This window comes from Corynebacterium sp. NML120713 (assembly GCF_001875735.1).
In the GTDB taxonomy this organism is placed as follows: domain Bacteria; phylum Actinomycetota; class Actinomycetes; order Mycobacteriales; family Mycobacteriaceae; genus Corynebacterium; species Corynebacterium pseudogenitalium.
In genome coordinates, this window is sequence record NZ_MLCR01000005.1 from 61,153 (window position 1) to 74,462 (window position 13,310).

Here is a 13,310-nt window from a genome sequence, read left to right on the forward strand (position 1 = left end):
AAATCGGCACTCTGTGTACAGGTGAGGAAGGTTCGCAAAAGCGCAGGTAGAAGGTCGTTCGTCAGGTTCGGTACATTGTGGCGCTCTGCTTGTAGTTCTCAGGAAAATTCGCGCGGAATGAGGGGAGGGAAAAATAACGGAACGATAACGGCCGTGTCGTTGGACAAAGATGTTTCCGTTTCGTAACCTAATCGAGACATTGCAGCAACAGCCGTTGAAAGCAAGCAGTAAGTACATATAGCGCCTAATTCCCTGAGCCTTAGTGGCTTCGGGAAGCCGGGGACCCAAGCAGGATTTTCTCTCTGGGGTGAATGCGAACGAGAGCGGAGTTTTCCGTGGAAGTCGTAAGGCTGGTTCTCTAGCCCAACCCGTCAGCTAACTCGGTCGGCAAAAGAGAAGATATGGAGTTTTACAATTATGGCTAAGCACCGTCGTCAGGCACACAGCACTGCACGTAACGTCGCGGTAGTGACCGCAGCAGCTGCAGGTGCCTCGCTGCTCTCGCCAATCTCTGCAGAGGCGGCTGAGGTTCGCGTCCCGAACTCGCCGGTAGCTGTTCAGGTCCCAGGTATTGAGAACGTGCCGGGCATCGCTGCGATTCCTGGCATCGAGGCTTGGATCCCATCCCTGGCAGGTCAGAAGTCCAATGCTGATGTCCCAACGGCAATTGCGCAGGTTCGAGCGGTTCCTGGCGTCAACAACGTACCTTCGTTTGGTGCATGGCTGGCAAACGTCGAGGCTCAGTTCAAGGCGCCAGTCGCGAAGGCATACTCCGCAAACGTTGCTGCGCCGGCAGTTGCTCCAGCGTCGCAGGTCTCCGCAGGTCAGCGCCTGGTCGATATTGCACGTACAAAGATTGGTGCTGCATACGTATACGGCGCTGCGGGCCCGAACGTGTTCGACTGCTCCGGTTTCACCTCCTGGGTATATGCGCAGGCTGGTAAGTCCATCCCTCGTACCTCGCAGGCGCAGGCGGCTGCGGGTACTCCGGTTCCGCTTGATCAGCTTCAGCCTGGTGACATCGTGGCTTACTACGGTGGCGCTTCCCACGTTGGTATCTACACCGGCAACGGCACTATCATTGATGCACTGAACACCAACGCACCGGTCGCTGAGCGTCCACTGCACATGATGCCAGTGCACTCCGCTGTGCGCTTCTAAGCACGGTATTTATCGGCCGATCCAAACGATTGTGGTGGGGGTCGGCAGAAGAATTACAAGATTGTAACTTTAAGCCCCTCTCGCTATATTGGTGATAGTTTTTCTTGCCAGCGAAGGGGCTTTAAGTGGCTAAACACTCTTTACATGCGCGTCATGTTGCAAATGGGCGTTCCTGGGGGAAGCGCGTGGCGCTGGGTGCATCGCTCTCTGTCGTTGTGGGCAGTAGCGTTGCTGCTCCGTCCGCAGTAGCGGATGATGTCGAGGAACTGATTCATCAGGTTGATGAGCTTTCGCATGAGGTCACCGCAAAGGTAGAAGAGCTCAAGGGCGTCGAGGATGATATTGCCGCGAAGTCGGAGGAACTTGAGCGCTTGCAGTCTGACGCGGCGGATGCGCGTACCCAAGTCCAAGCTGCGAAAATCGCTCGTGATGATCTCCAAAGGGAAGTAGACCGCCTCGCTGCTTCCCGGTACCGCAACGTCCAGGCCGATGTGATCCTTACAACGCTGGACTCTGGTAGTCCCCAGACTGCTATTGACCGTGCTGCGTACCTGGATTCGCTGTCCCGCAAGCAGCAAAGCGTGCTCCGCGAGTACGAAGGCGCTGCCCAGGACGCGGCAACGAAGGCGAATGCTGCAAACGTAGCCCTTGCGGAAGCGCAGTATCTCCGCAATGACCTTGATTCAAAGCGTTCGAAGCTCGAGCGTGAGCGCGAGGCGCTGCAGGGACAGATTGAGGAGATTGAGGCGCGCGTCGATAATTTGTCGCCGGAGGCGCGTTCGTTGTGGGAGGGACGTCTGCACCCCGTTGATGCTGGCTCGTTGCCTCCGGTGGGGGATGGGGTTGTCGGTGCCGCGCTCGCGCAGGTTGGCAAGCCTTATGGCTGGGGCGCGACGGGGCCGTCGGCGTTCGACTGCTCTGGGCTCATGGTGTGGGCTTACGGGCAGAACGGTAAGGCGATCCCGCGTACCTCGCAGGCTCAGCTTGCTGGTGGCATGCCGGTGAGCATGGGGGACCTGCAGCCAGGTGACATTGTCGGTTATTACCCGGGAGTGACGCACGTTGGCATGTATATCGGCGACGGCATGGTTGTGCATGCCTCTGACTACGGTATTCCGGTTCAGGTTGTCCCGTTGAATTCGATGCCGGTCCAGGGCGCTGTCCGTTATTAGGCACCATGACTGTTTTATTGGTGACGAATGATTTCCCACCGACTGTCGGTGGGATTCAGTCGTACTTGCGGGATTATGTGCAGGAGGTCGTTCACCGTCGTGGGGCGCAGAGCATCATTGTGTTTGCCTCGATGCAGGATAAGGCGGCTGCTCTCGCATGGGATGCGGAACAGCCGTACACGATTATTCGTTGGCCTTTTCCGGTGATGTTGCCTACTCCTGCTGTCCGGAGGATGATGCAGCGAATTATCAGGGAACAGCACGTCGATACGGTGTGGTTTGGTGCTGCAGCTCCTCTTGGAGTGATGGGGGGTGCTGCGAAGCGTGCGGGTGCTTCGCGGGTTGTGGCAACGACGCATGGCCATGAGGTCGGGTGGTCAATGTTTCGCGTTGGTCGTCGACTGCTGCGAACGATTGGCGGTAGTGCCGATGTAATCACGTACATTTCGGAGTACACACTGGGGCGATTCAAGGAAGCGTTTGGTCCGAATCCTCAGTTCGTTGCGCTTCCCTCAGGCGTATCGACGTCCCGCTACGCGCCCGCAACGCAGCAGGAGAAGTTGGAGACCAGAGCTTCGTTCCGAATCGGCGCGGAGTCTCCGCTGATTGTGTGTGCGTCGCGTCTGGTGAAACGCAAAGGGCAAGACCGGTTGATCCGCGTCCTGCCGCGAGTGCGCCAGCGGGTGCCGGGTGCACAGTTGGTGATTGTTGGGGAGGGGCCGTATGCCCGTCGGCTTCACGCGATGGCGGAGGGCGTCGACGGTGTCAGGTTCACCGGGCGGGTCAGCGACGATGACCTGTGTCGAATCGTTGCGGCTGCAGACGTGTTCGCGATGCCGGTTCGTACCCGCGGCGGAGGCCTCGACGTTGAGGGTCTCGGGATTGTGTTTCTCGAGGCCCAGGCGTGTGAGGTGCCGGTGGTCGCTGGTGATTCGGGCGGTGCGCCGGAAACGGTGACGGACCACAGCGGAGTGGTCGTCGATAAGAATGATGATGCACTTGTCGCGGCGTTGGTGCGTCTTCTGCGTGATCCCCTGCTGCGGGAATCGATGGGGGAGGCGGGTCGACGCCATGTGCAGCTGGAGTTTTCGTGGCAGGTGTTGGGGGAGCGGTGTGAGAAATTATTATTTTCTCAGGCTCTCGGCGACTAGCATGGTCATGTATGTCTACTGAATCCAAGCTGACTGTCGGTTTTGATATCGGCGGGACGAATACTCGCGCAGCAGTGGTTGATGACTCTGGGCGCATCGTTGCATCGATATCTACTGGTACTCCGCAGACTGGTGATGAGCTTATCGACGTCATCGTCGATATGGTGCGGCAGCTGCAGCGGGAGTACGTGGTTGATGCTGTCGGCTTGGCTATCGCCGGTTTTCTTGACCCGGACTGCGAGATCGTGCGGTTCGCCCCGCATTTGCCGTGGCGCAACGACCAGCCGGTTCGGGCGCAGCTTGAGGAGGCTCTGGGGCTACCAGTCCGCCTTGAGCACGACGCGAACGCGGCAGCCTGGGGTGAATACCGATTTGGCGCAGCAAAGGATGCGGATATCTGGGTGTTCTTTGCCGTCGGTACCGGTATCGGCGCAACGCTGATGATTGATGGCAAGATTTACCGCGGATCGTTCGGCACTGCCCCCGAGTTCGGGCACTTGACTGTTGTGCCAGATGGGCGCGTGTGTTCCTGCGGTAAGCAGGGCTGCTTGGAGCGGTACGCCTCGGGCACGTCGTTGGTGGACTGTGCTTTGGAGGTCGCAGCGCACGGCGGTTTTAAGAAGTGCGGTTTGTACCGGAAAGTCGTCGATAAGCGGGCGACGGGCCATGACGTGATGGAGGCTGCACGCGAGGGCGATGAGCTTGGCGTGAAGGCGCTTGCGAGTTTTGCGGAGTGGCTGGGCCGTGGTTTGTCGATAGTGGCTGACGTTATGGATCCGGGCCTGGTGGTTCTTGGCGGTGGCGTGAGCGCCGACGCAGATCTCTTTATGGAAGATGCCAAGGATTCGTTGCGTCGTAACATGGTTGGCTCCGGGTACCGCCCTGTTCCGGAGATTCTATGCGCAGAGCTGGGCCCGCAGGCAGGTATGATCGGTGTCGCAGACTTGGCTCGTGAGGATCTAGCAGGGAGACACCGTGCATAACAAGTGGTATTCGGCGTTTAAAGCGTTGCTAGGTCCAGCGCTGCTCGTGTGGAATCGTCCCACGATTGAAGGCGCGGAGCATGTGCCAGACGAAGGCGGCGTCATTCTTGTCTCGAACCACCAAGCGGTGATGGATTCGTTCTATCTGCCGCTGATGCTGCGTCGGCAAATCACGTTTCCGGCGAAGAGCGAGTACTTTACGCAACCTGGCTTGAGGGGCAGGTTCAAGCGGTTTTTCTTTACCGCTGTTGGTCAGATCCCTGTGCATCGCGGTGATTCGAATGCGGGCGCGAACCTGCAGCAGGCTGCGCGCGAGGTGATTGTTGATCGCAACGACGTGTTCGGTATCTACCCGGAAGGCACGCGTTCACCGGATGGTCGGATCTACAAGGGGCGCACCGGTATGGCTCGTGTCGCGATGGACACGGGAGCGCCGGTGATCTTGGTGGCCATGATTGGCACCCGCGAGGCGAACCCGATCGGGTCGGTGCTTCCGCGCCCGGCGAAGGTCCGCATCAAGCTCAGCGAACCTATTGACCCGCACGCTTGGGCGACGGAGCACGGATTTGATCCGCACTCGCGGGAGGTGATGCGTCCGTTTACGGACTTCGTGATGCATAAGATGTCTGCGTTGTCCGGGTACCCGTACGTGGATGTGTATGCTTCGGACGTCAAAAAGCATCTGGAAGAGACGGGGCGCTATCCTGAGGGCGCCGAGCCCGAAGAGGATTAAGTAAGGACGTTTGATGGACCGGGACCTCGTTACTCGTATTGTGCTCGTGTGCTGCGCGGTGGGAGCGTATCTCGTCACGAGTGATCTTGAGATAGCCAGGAATGTGATTTCGCCGCTACTCGTACTGTTCGTTGCAGCGGTGATGTTTTGGCCACGCAAACCTGAGGGCCCGGAGGGTGAGGCGAACTAGTGCGTTACTTTTACGACACAGAGTTCATCGAAGACGGCTCGACCATTGAGCTAGTCTCCATCGGCATCGTCGCGGAGGACGGCCGTGAATACTACGCGGTGTCCAATGAGTTTGACGCCGCGCGTGCGAACCAGTGGGTGCGCGACAATGTCTTGGATAAACTGCCCGGTGCTGGTCACCCCGCATGGAAGTCGCGGGAGCAGATCCGCAGTGAGGTCTACGAGTTCTTGACGACGCCCCGCTCCGCCCCGGAGCTTTGGGCATGGGTGGGGGCGTACGATCACGTTGTGCTGGCGCAGCTGTGGGGTGACATGACCGGGTTGCCGAAGAACCTTCCGCGCTTTACTCGAGAGCTGAAGCAGTACTGGGAAATGGCGGGGCGGCCGAGGCTGCCACAGGTGCCGCGCGGGAACCACGATGCATTGGTAGATGCGCGCCATAACTTGAAGAAGTACCGCGTATGCGCGGAGTATTTGCCGCTTGACCGGCTTGGCCGCGCGTCTAGATCGTGAGACGCGCGTTTCACACTTTGAGTCTGTGCAGGTATTCGCGCCGCAAAGTTGTGGTATTCGTCGCAGCTTCGTGCTAAACATTAAGTGTGAGTTGGACAGTAGATATCCCCAAAGAAGTTCTCCCCGATTTGCCACCGCTCCCGGGAGACCTCAATGCACAGTTCCAGGACGCGTTGTCGCGTGACGCGAAGCAGCAGCCGAGCTGGGACCGTCATGAGGCTGAGTATGTGCGGAAGATTCTCGAATCTGTACCGCCGGTAGTTCTTGCCCCAGAGGTTGAAGAACTCAAGCAGAAAATGGCGAAGGTCGCTAACGGTGAAGCGTTTTTGCTTCAGGGTGGTGACTGCGCGGAGACATTTGAGTCCAACACAGAGCCTCATATCCGCGCGAACGTGCGTACACTCCTGCAGATGGCGGCAGTGTTGACGTACGGCGCGTCGATGCCCGTAGTGAAGCTCGGGCGTATCGCCGGGCAGTACGCAAAGCCACGTTCATCCGATCTCGACGGCAACGGCTTGCCGAATTACCGCGGTGACATCGTCAATGGCGTCGAACCGACTCCGGAGGCGCGTCGCCATGATCCCGCTCGCATGGTCCGCGCGTACGCAAATGCGTCTGCGGCTATGAACCTGGTTCGTGCACTTACTGCGTCCGGTACCGCGGACCTGCACAACATCAACACTTGGAACCGCGAGTTTGTGACCAACTCTCCGGCGGGTGCACGCTACGAGGCGCTCGGCCGTGAGATTTCGCGCTCGCTTGCCTTCATGGATGCTTGTGGCGTGAGCGACGAACACCTCCGGACCTCGGAGATTTACGCCTCCCACGAAGCTCTGCTTGTGGACTACGAGCGCGCAATGCTGCGCCTCGCCGAAGACGATCAGGGGGAGACGCGGCTGTATGACCTGTCCGCGCATCAGCTGTGGATCGGCGAGCGCACCCGCGATCTCGATGACTTCCATGTGAACTTCGCCGCGATGATCGATAACCCGATCGGCATCAAGTTGGGGCCGACGACCACTCCGGAAGAAGCCGTGGCGTACGCGGATAAGCTCGACCCGAATTTCGAGCCTGGCCGTTTGACGATGGTGATCCGGATGGGGCACGACAAGATTCGCGAAGTGTTGCCAGGCATCGTCAACGCCGTCGAGGCATCTCGCCATAAGGTGATTTGGCAAAGCGACCCGATGCACGGCAACACGTTTACGGCGTCAAATGGTTACAAGACCAGGCACTTTGACAAGATTCTGGATGAGGTCCAGGGCTTCTTCGAGGTGCACCGTCAGTTGGGCACGCACCCGGGTGGCATCCACATTGAGCTGACCGGCGAGGCGGTCACCGAGTGCCTCGGCGGTGCGCAGGACATCACTGACGTTGACCTGCCAGGCCGCTACGAATCTGCCTGCGACCCGCGCTTGAACACTGAGCAGGCACTCGAGTTGGCCTTCCTCGTAGCGGAGATGTTGCGCTACTAAGATTGCGCGCGGCGGTGGCGCCTTAGGGCATCGGTAGGAGGATCTGCGGAATCTCGCCGTACATGCCGGACCCGAGCCACCAGCCGCCCACCGCAACCAAGCCTGTGCAGATTGCGCTGAACACTAGGAAAACTGCCAGGCCGATTCCCGAGCGGTTGCTCACCGGCTTGCGAGGTCGCGCCGGGGAAAGCGGGGCTTGCGGTGGAGCCGGGGCTGGCACCTGTGGTGGTGGCGGTGCAGGCGCCGGGGGCTGGACTGTCGGCGCATCCACACGTGTTCTCGGGGAATCATCTGTTGAATTCGGCCGGAGGCGAAACTGCGTGGGGTGAGCTGCGGCACGATTCGCTGCGGAATGCCTTGGTACGGGTACCGCGTAGGGTGGTAGCTCAAGCGCGTCCGCTACGTCGTTGAGCGCAGCGAGGAACTCCGATGCGTCATGGAAGCGGTCGTGGGGGTCGGTCGCGGTGGCGGTGGCCACGAGTTCGTCGAAAAGCTTTGGTACGCCTCCGATCCGAGAGCTGGGCGCGGGCACCACATCATGTAGCCGTGCGAAGGCGTGCGCGATGGGGGTATCGCCGTTGAAGGGCTGCTGGCCGGTGAGTAGCTCAAAGAGCACGATGCCTGCGGAATAGACGTCGGAGGCCTGCGTGATCGGTGAACCGTCCACTTGCTCGGGGGAGAGGTAGGCGACCGTACCTACGATCTGGTCGGTGGAATGCGTGATGTCTGAGACTGCGCGCACAAGGCCGAAGTCCGCAAGCTTGACACTGTGATCGCTGTTAATCAGGATATTGTCCGGTTTGATATCGCGGTGCACCATTCCTTTTTGGTGCGCGACCGCGAGGCCAGTGAGCACAGCCCGCATTACCTCGGCGGCGGCGTGCGGCGGCATGGGACCGCGCTCGGCGAGCAGCTCACGCAGTGTTCCACCGGTGATGAGCTCCATGATTAAAAATATTTGGTTCGTGGGTTCGCCTTGGGCAGCGAAGTCGTACACGTTGACCAGGTTGGGGTGGGAAAGCTGGGCCATCGCCCGAGCTTCTCGACGAAACCTCTCACGAAACACGCTGTCATGCACATAGGACTCGTGCATCACCTTGGCGGCAACTTCACGGCCTAAACGCGTATCGACGCAGCGGTACACCGTCGCCATGCCACCGCGTGCGATGGGGCGATCGATGATGTACCGGTTGTCCAGCGTGTCTCCTACTGCGAGCTGTGCCATGCGCTCCAGTATGGCCCAAACGTGCTCTCGACGCGTAAACTGTCGGTCGTGAGTGCTCAACAGACTATTGATTCTTTGCTCGAACACGATGAACTGCTGACCTTCCCCGAAGTTGCGGAAACACTCGGCGTTCCAGTCACAAAAATCCACGACTATGTTCACGCCGACAAGCTCCTCGTTTACCGCAAGGACGGCGTGAATTACATTCCTGCGCTCCTGCTGGCGGACGGCGAAATGTCAAAGTTCATCAGCGGTGCAATCACCGTGCTTGCGGACGGCGGCTTTTCCCCCGAAGAGTCGCTCCAGTACCTATTCACCCCCGATGAATCACTGAGCGGCCGTCCAATCGACGCGCTGCACGGCCATGGTGCCCGCGAAGTTATTCGCCGAGCACAGGCGATGGCGTTTTAGCCTGCTTGAACGGCCACACCGCAAGCACTGCTGCAAAGGCCACGAACGGTGCCGCGACGAGGAACCAGGCATCGTAAAAGCGGTGGTTACCGCCGCCTGTAAACGCCAGCACGATGATCACGCTCGCACCCACGGCGACCTGTTGCACCCACCGCGGTGCCCGGAAAGTTCCCACGAGTGCCAAAATCGACGCGTAGTACCAGGGGAGCGTGACCGCATTCGTGATGAACGCGGCGACGTACGCGGCGGTCGTGCCCTGGACAGCGCGCACGTCGTTCGCTGCACCCGGTTTCGGGCGGAACCACCACCACACAACGGCTAACGCCACCAACATCAGGATGGAAGCGGCCGTGCGCACGACAACGAGCAGGCTGTTGTAGTAGAAGTGGTCGTCGAAAAGTTGGAACCCGGGAGTGAGTATCTCGGTGACCAGCGTGGGCCCTGCCAACGGGTTGATCACCTTCGAGTTGCCGGAGATCTCAGCCAGCCAGCCCCACGACGCTCCAGACGCCGCGGTGACAACATAAAGCACCCCGCCTGTCAGCGCGATAGACCAAGCCGTGGCAAGGATGAACACGCCGCACTTCTTAAGCACAGATGCTGATGCACCCGCGAAATGGGCAACCATCAGCCACACGATGAAAGGCATCGCCACGGCAGCCGTGGCCTTGAGCGAGACCGCAACAGCCACCACAGCGATGGCGCCACTAAAAGTGGCGAAGGTTGCTGGGCGGCGTAGTGCCCACACGATGCCGACGCTGACGAGCCCCACCATCACGGCCTCGTTGTGCATGCCGCCAACCATATGCAGCAGCATCAAGGGGTTCGTCGCGCCAATCCAGAGCGCAAATGCACTGTCGCCGCCGAGCTGCTGCGCAATTTTCGGGACCGTGATGATAATCAGCGCGAAACCCGCCAGCGCTAGGAGCCGATATGCAACGATGCCGGCGCCTACACTATCGCCAGTTACCAGTGTGATCAGCTTGCCTAACCCCAGGTGCAGCGGACCGTACGGGGTGGTGGTGTTGCGCCAGTCGTGCGAGACTTCCCACAGCAGCGGGCCGGGGTTGACGGCCGCACCTTCTGAGTATGGGTCGAAGCCGTCGCGAAGCATGGCGCCTTGCATCAGATAGGAGTACACGTCGCGCGAGAGCATCGGTGCGCTCAGCGCGAGTGGTGCGGTCCACAGCCAGGTGGTGCGCCGTACCGTATCGAAGGTGGGACGCGTACGCCACAGCCACAGCCAGGCAAGCAACAACAAAACGATGCCGACGCTCATCGTGATGTCCATGAGCGCACGCCCGTGCCCGTACGTCAAATTGTCGACGCCCAACATACGCATCACGCCGCCACGGTTGCGGGTGGCGCCGGCCCCAAAGGAACCAAGGGCCACCAAGATACTTGCCAGCAGCCCTAGTCGTGTCGGCGAAAGAGACTTCATTGCTACATACGCCTAGCCGTGGCTTTGATAGCTAAGTCACGCATGAACTGCGCAACTGCATCATCAATCCCTGCGTCCGAAAGGTGCTGCAGGCCTGATTCAGTGAGGCGGTCGATGCGCGCCTCTACTGCCTCGACGGCGCCACTTTCTTGAATAAGCTCTGCGAGTTCGGAAAGCTCCTCTGACGATGCTGCGACACCAATCCCGTCGCGAAGGCGTTGCGCTGCGGCAGGATCGGACGCGTCCAAGTTTGCCAGCGCAGTGGCGAACAAGACGGTACGCTTGCCCTCACGGATATCGTCGCCAGCCGGCTTGCCGGTCACCTCAGGTTCACCGAAGACCCCAAGGATGTCATCGCGGAGCTGGTACGCAATGCCAATATCACGTCCGTAACCACGGAACGCGGCGATCGTTGCATCCGGCGCGCCGGCAATCGCGGCGCCAAGGTGGAGCGGCCGTTCAATCGTGTACGCAGCGGTCTTGTACCGATTCACCTTGTCTGCGAGCTCAACAGATTCGCTGCCCTTAGCCTCTAACATGATGTCCAGCAGCTGGCCGCCGATCACCTCAGTGCGCATCCCCACCCACGGCTTCGCCGCGCGGTCGAGGGCATCATTCGTGAGCCCCGAGTATCGCCACATGTCTTCTGCCCACACCAGCGCAAGATCGCCAATCAAAATGGCCGAGTGCTCGCCGAACGACGCGGCGTCACCACGGTAGCCTTCGTTGCGGTGCGTAGCCTCAACCGCGCGGTGCACTGTTGGGTTGCCGCGCCGGGTGTCGGAGGCGTCGATAATGTCGTCGTGGATGAGCGCACATGCCTGAATGAACTCGAGCGAGCTCACTGCGCGCAGCACTGCGTCGGGGTTCTCCTGGCTGTGGTCGAGCCCTCCTGCGCCGATGAAGCCAGCCCAACCGTAGAGTGGCCGTATCCGCTTGCCTCCACCGAGGACAAACTTGCGCAGGTAAGACACTGCGTCTTCCACCGGGGCACCAATTTCCGCGACTACCGATTCCTGGCCGTCGAAGAACACGCGAAGTTGCTCCTCAACAAGCGCGGGGATGGCCTCGAGCGTTGGCCCTTGTGAGGATACTTCAGACACGTTGTGCTCCATTCCAGAATCTGTCGTAGACGTATGCACCTAGAGACTACCGAGTTACCACGACAAACCTACAACATTGGTGAGGCGCTGAGTGGCAGCGATCGCCCGAGAATCGCAAATGGCCGCGGATCAGCGGGGTAGAGGTAGTTACGTGCGACGTCGGAGAACCCAAATTTGCGGTAGAGCTTGAACGCGCCGTTGTCCTCGTGCTCGACCTCAGGGGTAGACAGTAGAGCAAATTTTGCCGGCGCAAGGCGCAGGAGCTCCCGGAGCAACCTCGCGCCGATACCTCTCCCTTGATAGCTAGGGAGCACATGGATTTCAGCGACCTCAAAGTAGCTTTGGAGTAACTCCTTTTCGCTTTTCGACGGCCCCCCTTGCATGGCAAGCGCCCGCCTGAGCTGCTGATCCCACCATCGTTCACGCTGTCCCAACATTCCGTATGCAATGCCGATGATCGTGTCGTCAGCAACTGCCGCGATTGCAGTGAAGCCTGGGGAGAGAGCCTCTTGGCGCCAGGAGGAGATGCGTTGTGCCCGAACATTGACCGGGTAGTCCATGGCCTCTATATAGAGGTCGACGAGTGCGGGCGTTGCAAGAAGGTACTCGGCCGATGTGAGTCGGCGGATTTCGGTCTTCATGCCTTTATCGAACCATGAGTCCGGGAAGTTTCGCCATATTCGAACAAATGAGCGAAGTTCTGGGGGATTTGTCGGACCCATTTTCTATATTCATCTCAAATGCGAAAGGGAAATGAAGGAGAAATCAACATGAACAGCGTTATCTCTGCGACAACGAACGAAGTTTACGGTGCTCGCGTCCGTCAATCGAAGCGTGACCAGTTTCTTGAAACCGCCGATGGCTGCCTCACGTATGCCTATGAGCGATTTGAGGAGGGGGCGTACGACGAGGCTATGGAATATGCCTACCGTGCAGCGCTGCGGACTGCGGGTGCGGTGTGTTCCGATAGTCCGGTAATCCAGAAGCGAAAGCGGCTGCCAAGTAGCGCGTGGAAGAAGCTTGCACTCACGGGGAAGGGTGGTGAGCGGTGGGCGAATGCGTTTGAGTCGTTCTCGCGGGAACGCGGCCGCGTTGCCTCGGGGATTGAGCATATGCCGCCAGCTGACAGGGTTGCGCAGTTGCTTGAGCAGGCGGAACAGTTCTACCTCGAGGCACTTCCTGCCGGAAATGGTGTTGCGGCTTAGCCCGGGCTATCTTGTCTTCGTCTCCCGGGGAACAAAGGCGCTAGGATGGCCGTTGTATGGATAGCAACGTCCGCTTTGGAGCTTGGGAGTAGAGCAGTGTCACTTTCTGAACAGGAGCAGCAAGCACTCCGCGCAATTGAGCAGTCACTCATGGCAGATGACCCTTCATTTGTGCAAAGCGTCGGCCGAAACGCCGACTATGCGGCTCCATCGTCCACAGGCCGGATTACGATGCGCAGCGTTGCGTTAATGGTGCTTGGAGTGGTGTTGTTGCTCGGCGGTGTTGCGCTTGCCTCGCTTTCCATTTGGACAGTAATCATTAGCGTTATCGGGTTCGGCGTCATGATGGCTGGTGGAATCATGGCGTTGCGCACCCCAGCGCATGGCCCATCTGTATCGCAGTTGCGAAATGTTTCCCGGAACCAGCAGAAGTCTCCTCGAGTGAGCTCGATGGAGCAGAACTTTAAGCGCCGGTTCGAGGATCGGCCTTAATATAAAGAAGGACCATGCCCCCTTTACTGGGGGCGTTTTTTATTGCGTAGGCGAAA

Annotated in this window: 14 protein-coding genes, 1 pseudogene and 1 riboswitch; of the genes and pseudogenes, 11 read left to right on the forward strand and 4 right to left on the reverse strand. The window is 59.4% G+C overall.

All coding sequences use genetic code 11. The features are described 5' to 3' along the window. Positions 1–231 precede the first annotated feature (231 nt). Positions 232–403: riboswitch (cyclic di-AMP (ydaO/yuaA leader) on the forward strand. 14 nt (positions 404–417) lie between these two features. The 8 genes from BJP06_RS00335 to BJP06_RS00365 all read left to right on the forward strand — a co-directional run bounded on the left by BJP06_RS00335 (position 418) and on the right by BJP06_RS00365 (position 7,377). Further along, positions 418–1,161, forward strand: coding sequence for a C40 family peptidase (locus BJP06_RS00335; protein WP_071572452.1), 744 nt, complete (start codon positions 418–420; stop codon positions 1,159–1,161). A gap of 125 nt (positions 1,162–1,286) precedes the next feature. Continuing rightward, on the forward strand, positions 1,287–2,333 hold the full coding sequence (locus BJP06_RS00340) for a C40 family peptidase (protein WP_083433139.1): 1,047 nt from the start codon (positions 1,287–1,289) through the stop codon (positions 2,331–2,333). Positions 2,334–2,338: 5 nt separating this feature from the next. Then, positions 2,339–3,484 carry a glycosyltransferase family 4 protein gene (locus BJP06_RS00345; protein ID WP_070478765.1) on the forward strand — a complete coding sequence of 382 codons (1,146 nt, stop codon included), beginning with the start codon at positions 2,339–2,341 and terminating at the stop codon, positions 3,482–3,484. Positions 3,485–3,495: 11 nt separating this feature from the next. Then, positions 3,496–4,467 carry an ROK family protein gene (locus BJP06_RS00350; RefSeq protein WP_070362197.1) on the forward strand — a complete coding sequence of 324 codons (972 nt, stop codon included), beginning with the start codon at positions 3,496–3,498 and terminating at the stop codon, positions 4,465–4,467. After that, a complete protein-coding gene (locus BJP06_RS00355; protein ID WP_070362198.1) occupies positions 4,460–5,200 on the forward strand; it encodes a 1-acyl-sn-glycerol-3-phosphate acyltransferase in 741 nt (246 codons plus the stop codon). Before BJP06_RS00350 ends, BJP06_RS00355 begins: the two co-directional genes overlap by 8 nt. A 13-nt stretch (positions 5,201–5,213) precedes the next feature. Beyond that, a complete protein-coding gene (locus tag BJP06_RS12000; protein WP_168156176.1) occupies positions 5,214–5,390 on the forward strand; it encodes a hypothetical protein in 177 nt (58 codons plus the stop codon). Next, positions 5,390–5,902, forward strand: coding sequence for a polyadenylate-specific 3'-exoribonuclease AS (locus BJP06_RS00360; RefSeq protein ID WP_070478769.1), 513 nt, complete (start codon positions 5,390–5,392; stop codon positions 5,900–5,902). Before BJP06_RS12000 ends, BJP06_RS00360 begins: the two co-directional genes overlap by 1 nt. Positions 5,903–5,988: 86 nt before the next feature. Continuing rightward, positions 5,989–7,377: a class II 3-deoxy-7-phosphoheptulonate synthase gene (locus tag BJP06_RS00365; RefSeq protein ID WP_070362200.1), complete on the forward strand. Its 1,389-nt coding sequence runs from the start codon at positions 5,989–5,991 to the stop codon at positions 7,375–7,377. A gap of 37 nt (positions 7,378–7,414) precedes the next feature. Here the strand turns inward: BJP06_RS00365 and BJP06_RS00370 are convergent. Then, positions 7,415–8,602, reverse strand: a pseudogene (locus BJP06_RS00370) (protein kinase); the annotation flags it as partial. A 48-nt stretch (positions 8,603–8,650) separates the two neighbouring features. Here BJP06_RS00370 and BJP06_RS00375 point away from each other — a divergent pair. Further along, positions 8,651–9,013: an Rv2175c family DNA-binding protein gene (locus tag BJP06_RS00375; protein ID WP_240492798.1), complete on the forward strand. Its 363-nt coding sequence runs from the start codon at positions 8,651–8,653 to the stop codon at positions 9,011–9,013. On the opposite strand, the gene BJP06_RS00380 is transcribed toward BJP06_RS00375, so the two are convergent. Genes BJP06_RS00380 through BJP06_RS00390 form a run of 3 tightly spaced genes read right to left on the reverse strand, consistent with a single transcriptional unit; the run spans position 8,982 to position 12,198 of the window. Continuing rightward, the gene (locus BJP06_RS00380; RefSeq protein ID WP_070478774.1) at positions 8,982–10,454 is read right to left on the reverse strand and encodes an alpha-(1->6)-mannopyranosyltransferase A; all 1,473 of its coding nucleotides are present in this window, start codon (positions 10,452–10,454) and stop codon (positions 8,982–8,984) included. The genes BJP06_RS00375 and BJP06_RS00380 overlap by 32 nt on opposite strands. A 2-nt stretch (positions 10,455–10,456) precedes the next feature. Next, on the reverse strand, positions 10,457–11,569 hold the full coding sequence (locus BJP06_RS00385; RefSeq protein ID WP_070478775.1) for a polyprenyl synthetase family protein: 1,113 nt from the start codon (positions 11,567–11,569) through the stop codon (positions 10,457–10,459). Positions 11,570–11,625: 56 nt separating this feature from the next. After that, positions 11,626–12,198: a GNAT family N-acetyltransferase gene (locus BJP06_RS00390; protein WP_070362204.1), complete on the reverse strand. Its 573-nt coding sequence runs from the start codon at positions 12,196–12,198 to the stop codon at positions 11,626–11,628. A gap of 129 nt (positions 12,199–12,327) precedes the next feature. Here BJP06_RS00390 and BJP06_RS00395 point away from each other — a divergent pair, with 129 nt between their 5' ends. Next, the gene (locus tag BJP06_RS00395; RefSeq protein WP_071572453.1) at positions 12,328–12,762 is read left to right on the forward strand and encodes an SAV_6107 family HEPN domain-containing protein; all 435 of its coding nucleotides are present in this window, start codon (positions 12,328–12,330) and stop codon (positions 12,760–12,762) included. A gap of 96 nt (positions 12,763–12,858) precedes the next feature. Then, complete coding sequence (locus BJP06_RS00400) at positions 12,859–13,254, forward strand: DUF3040 domain-containing protein (RefSeq protein ID WP_070478970.1); 396 nt, start codon at positions 12,859–12,861, stop codon at positions 13,252–13,254. The last annotated feature ends 56 nt before the right edge of the window (positions 13,255–13,310 follow it).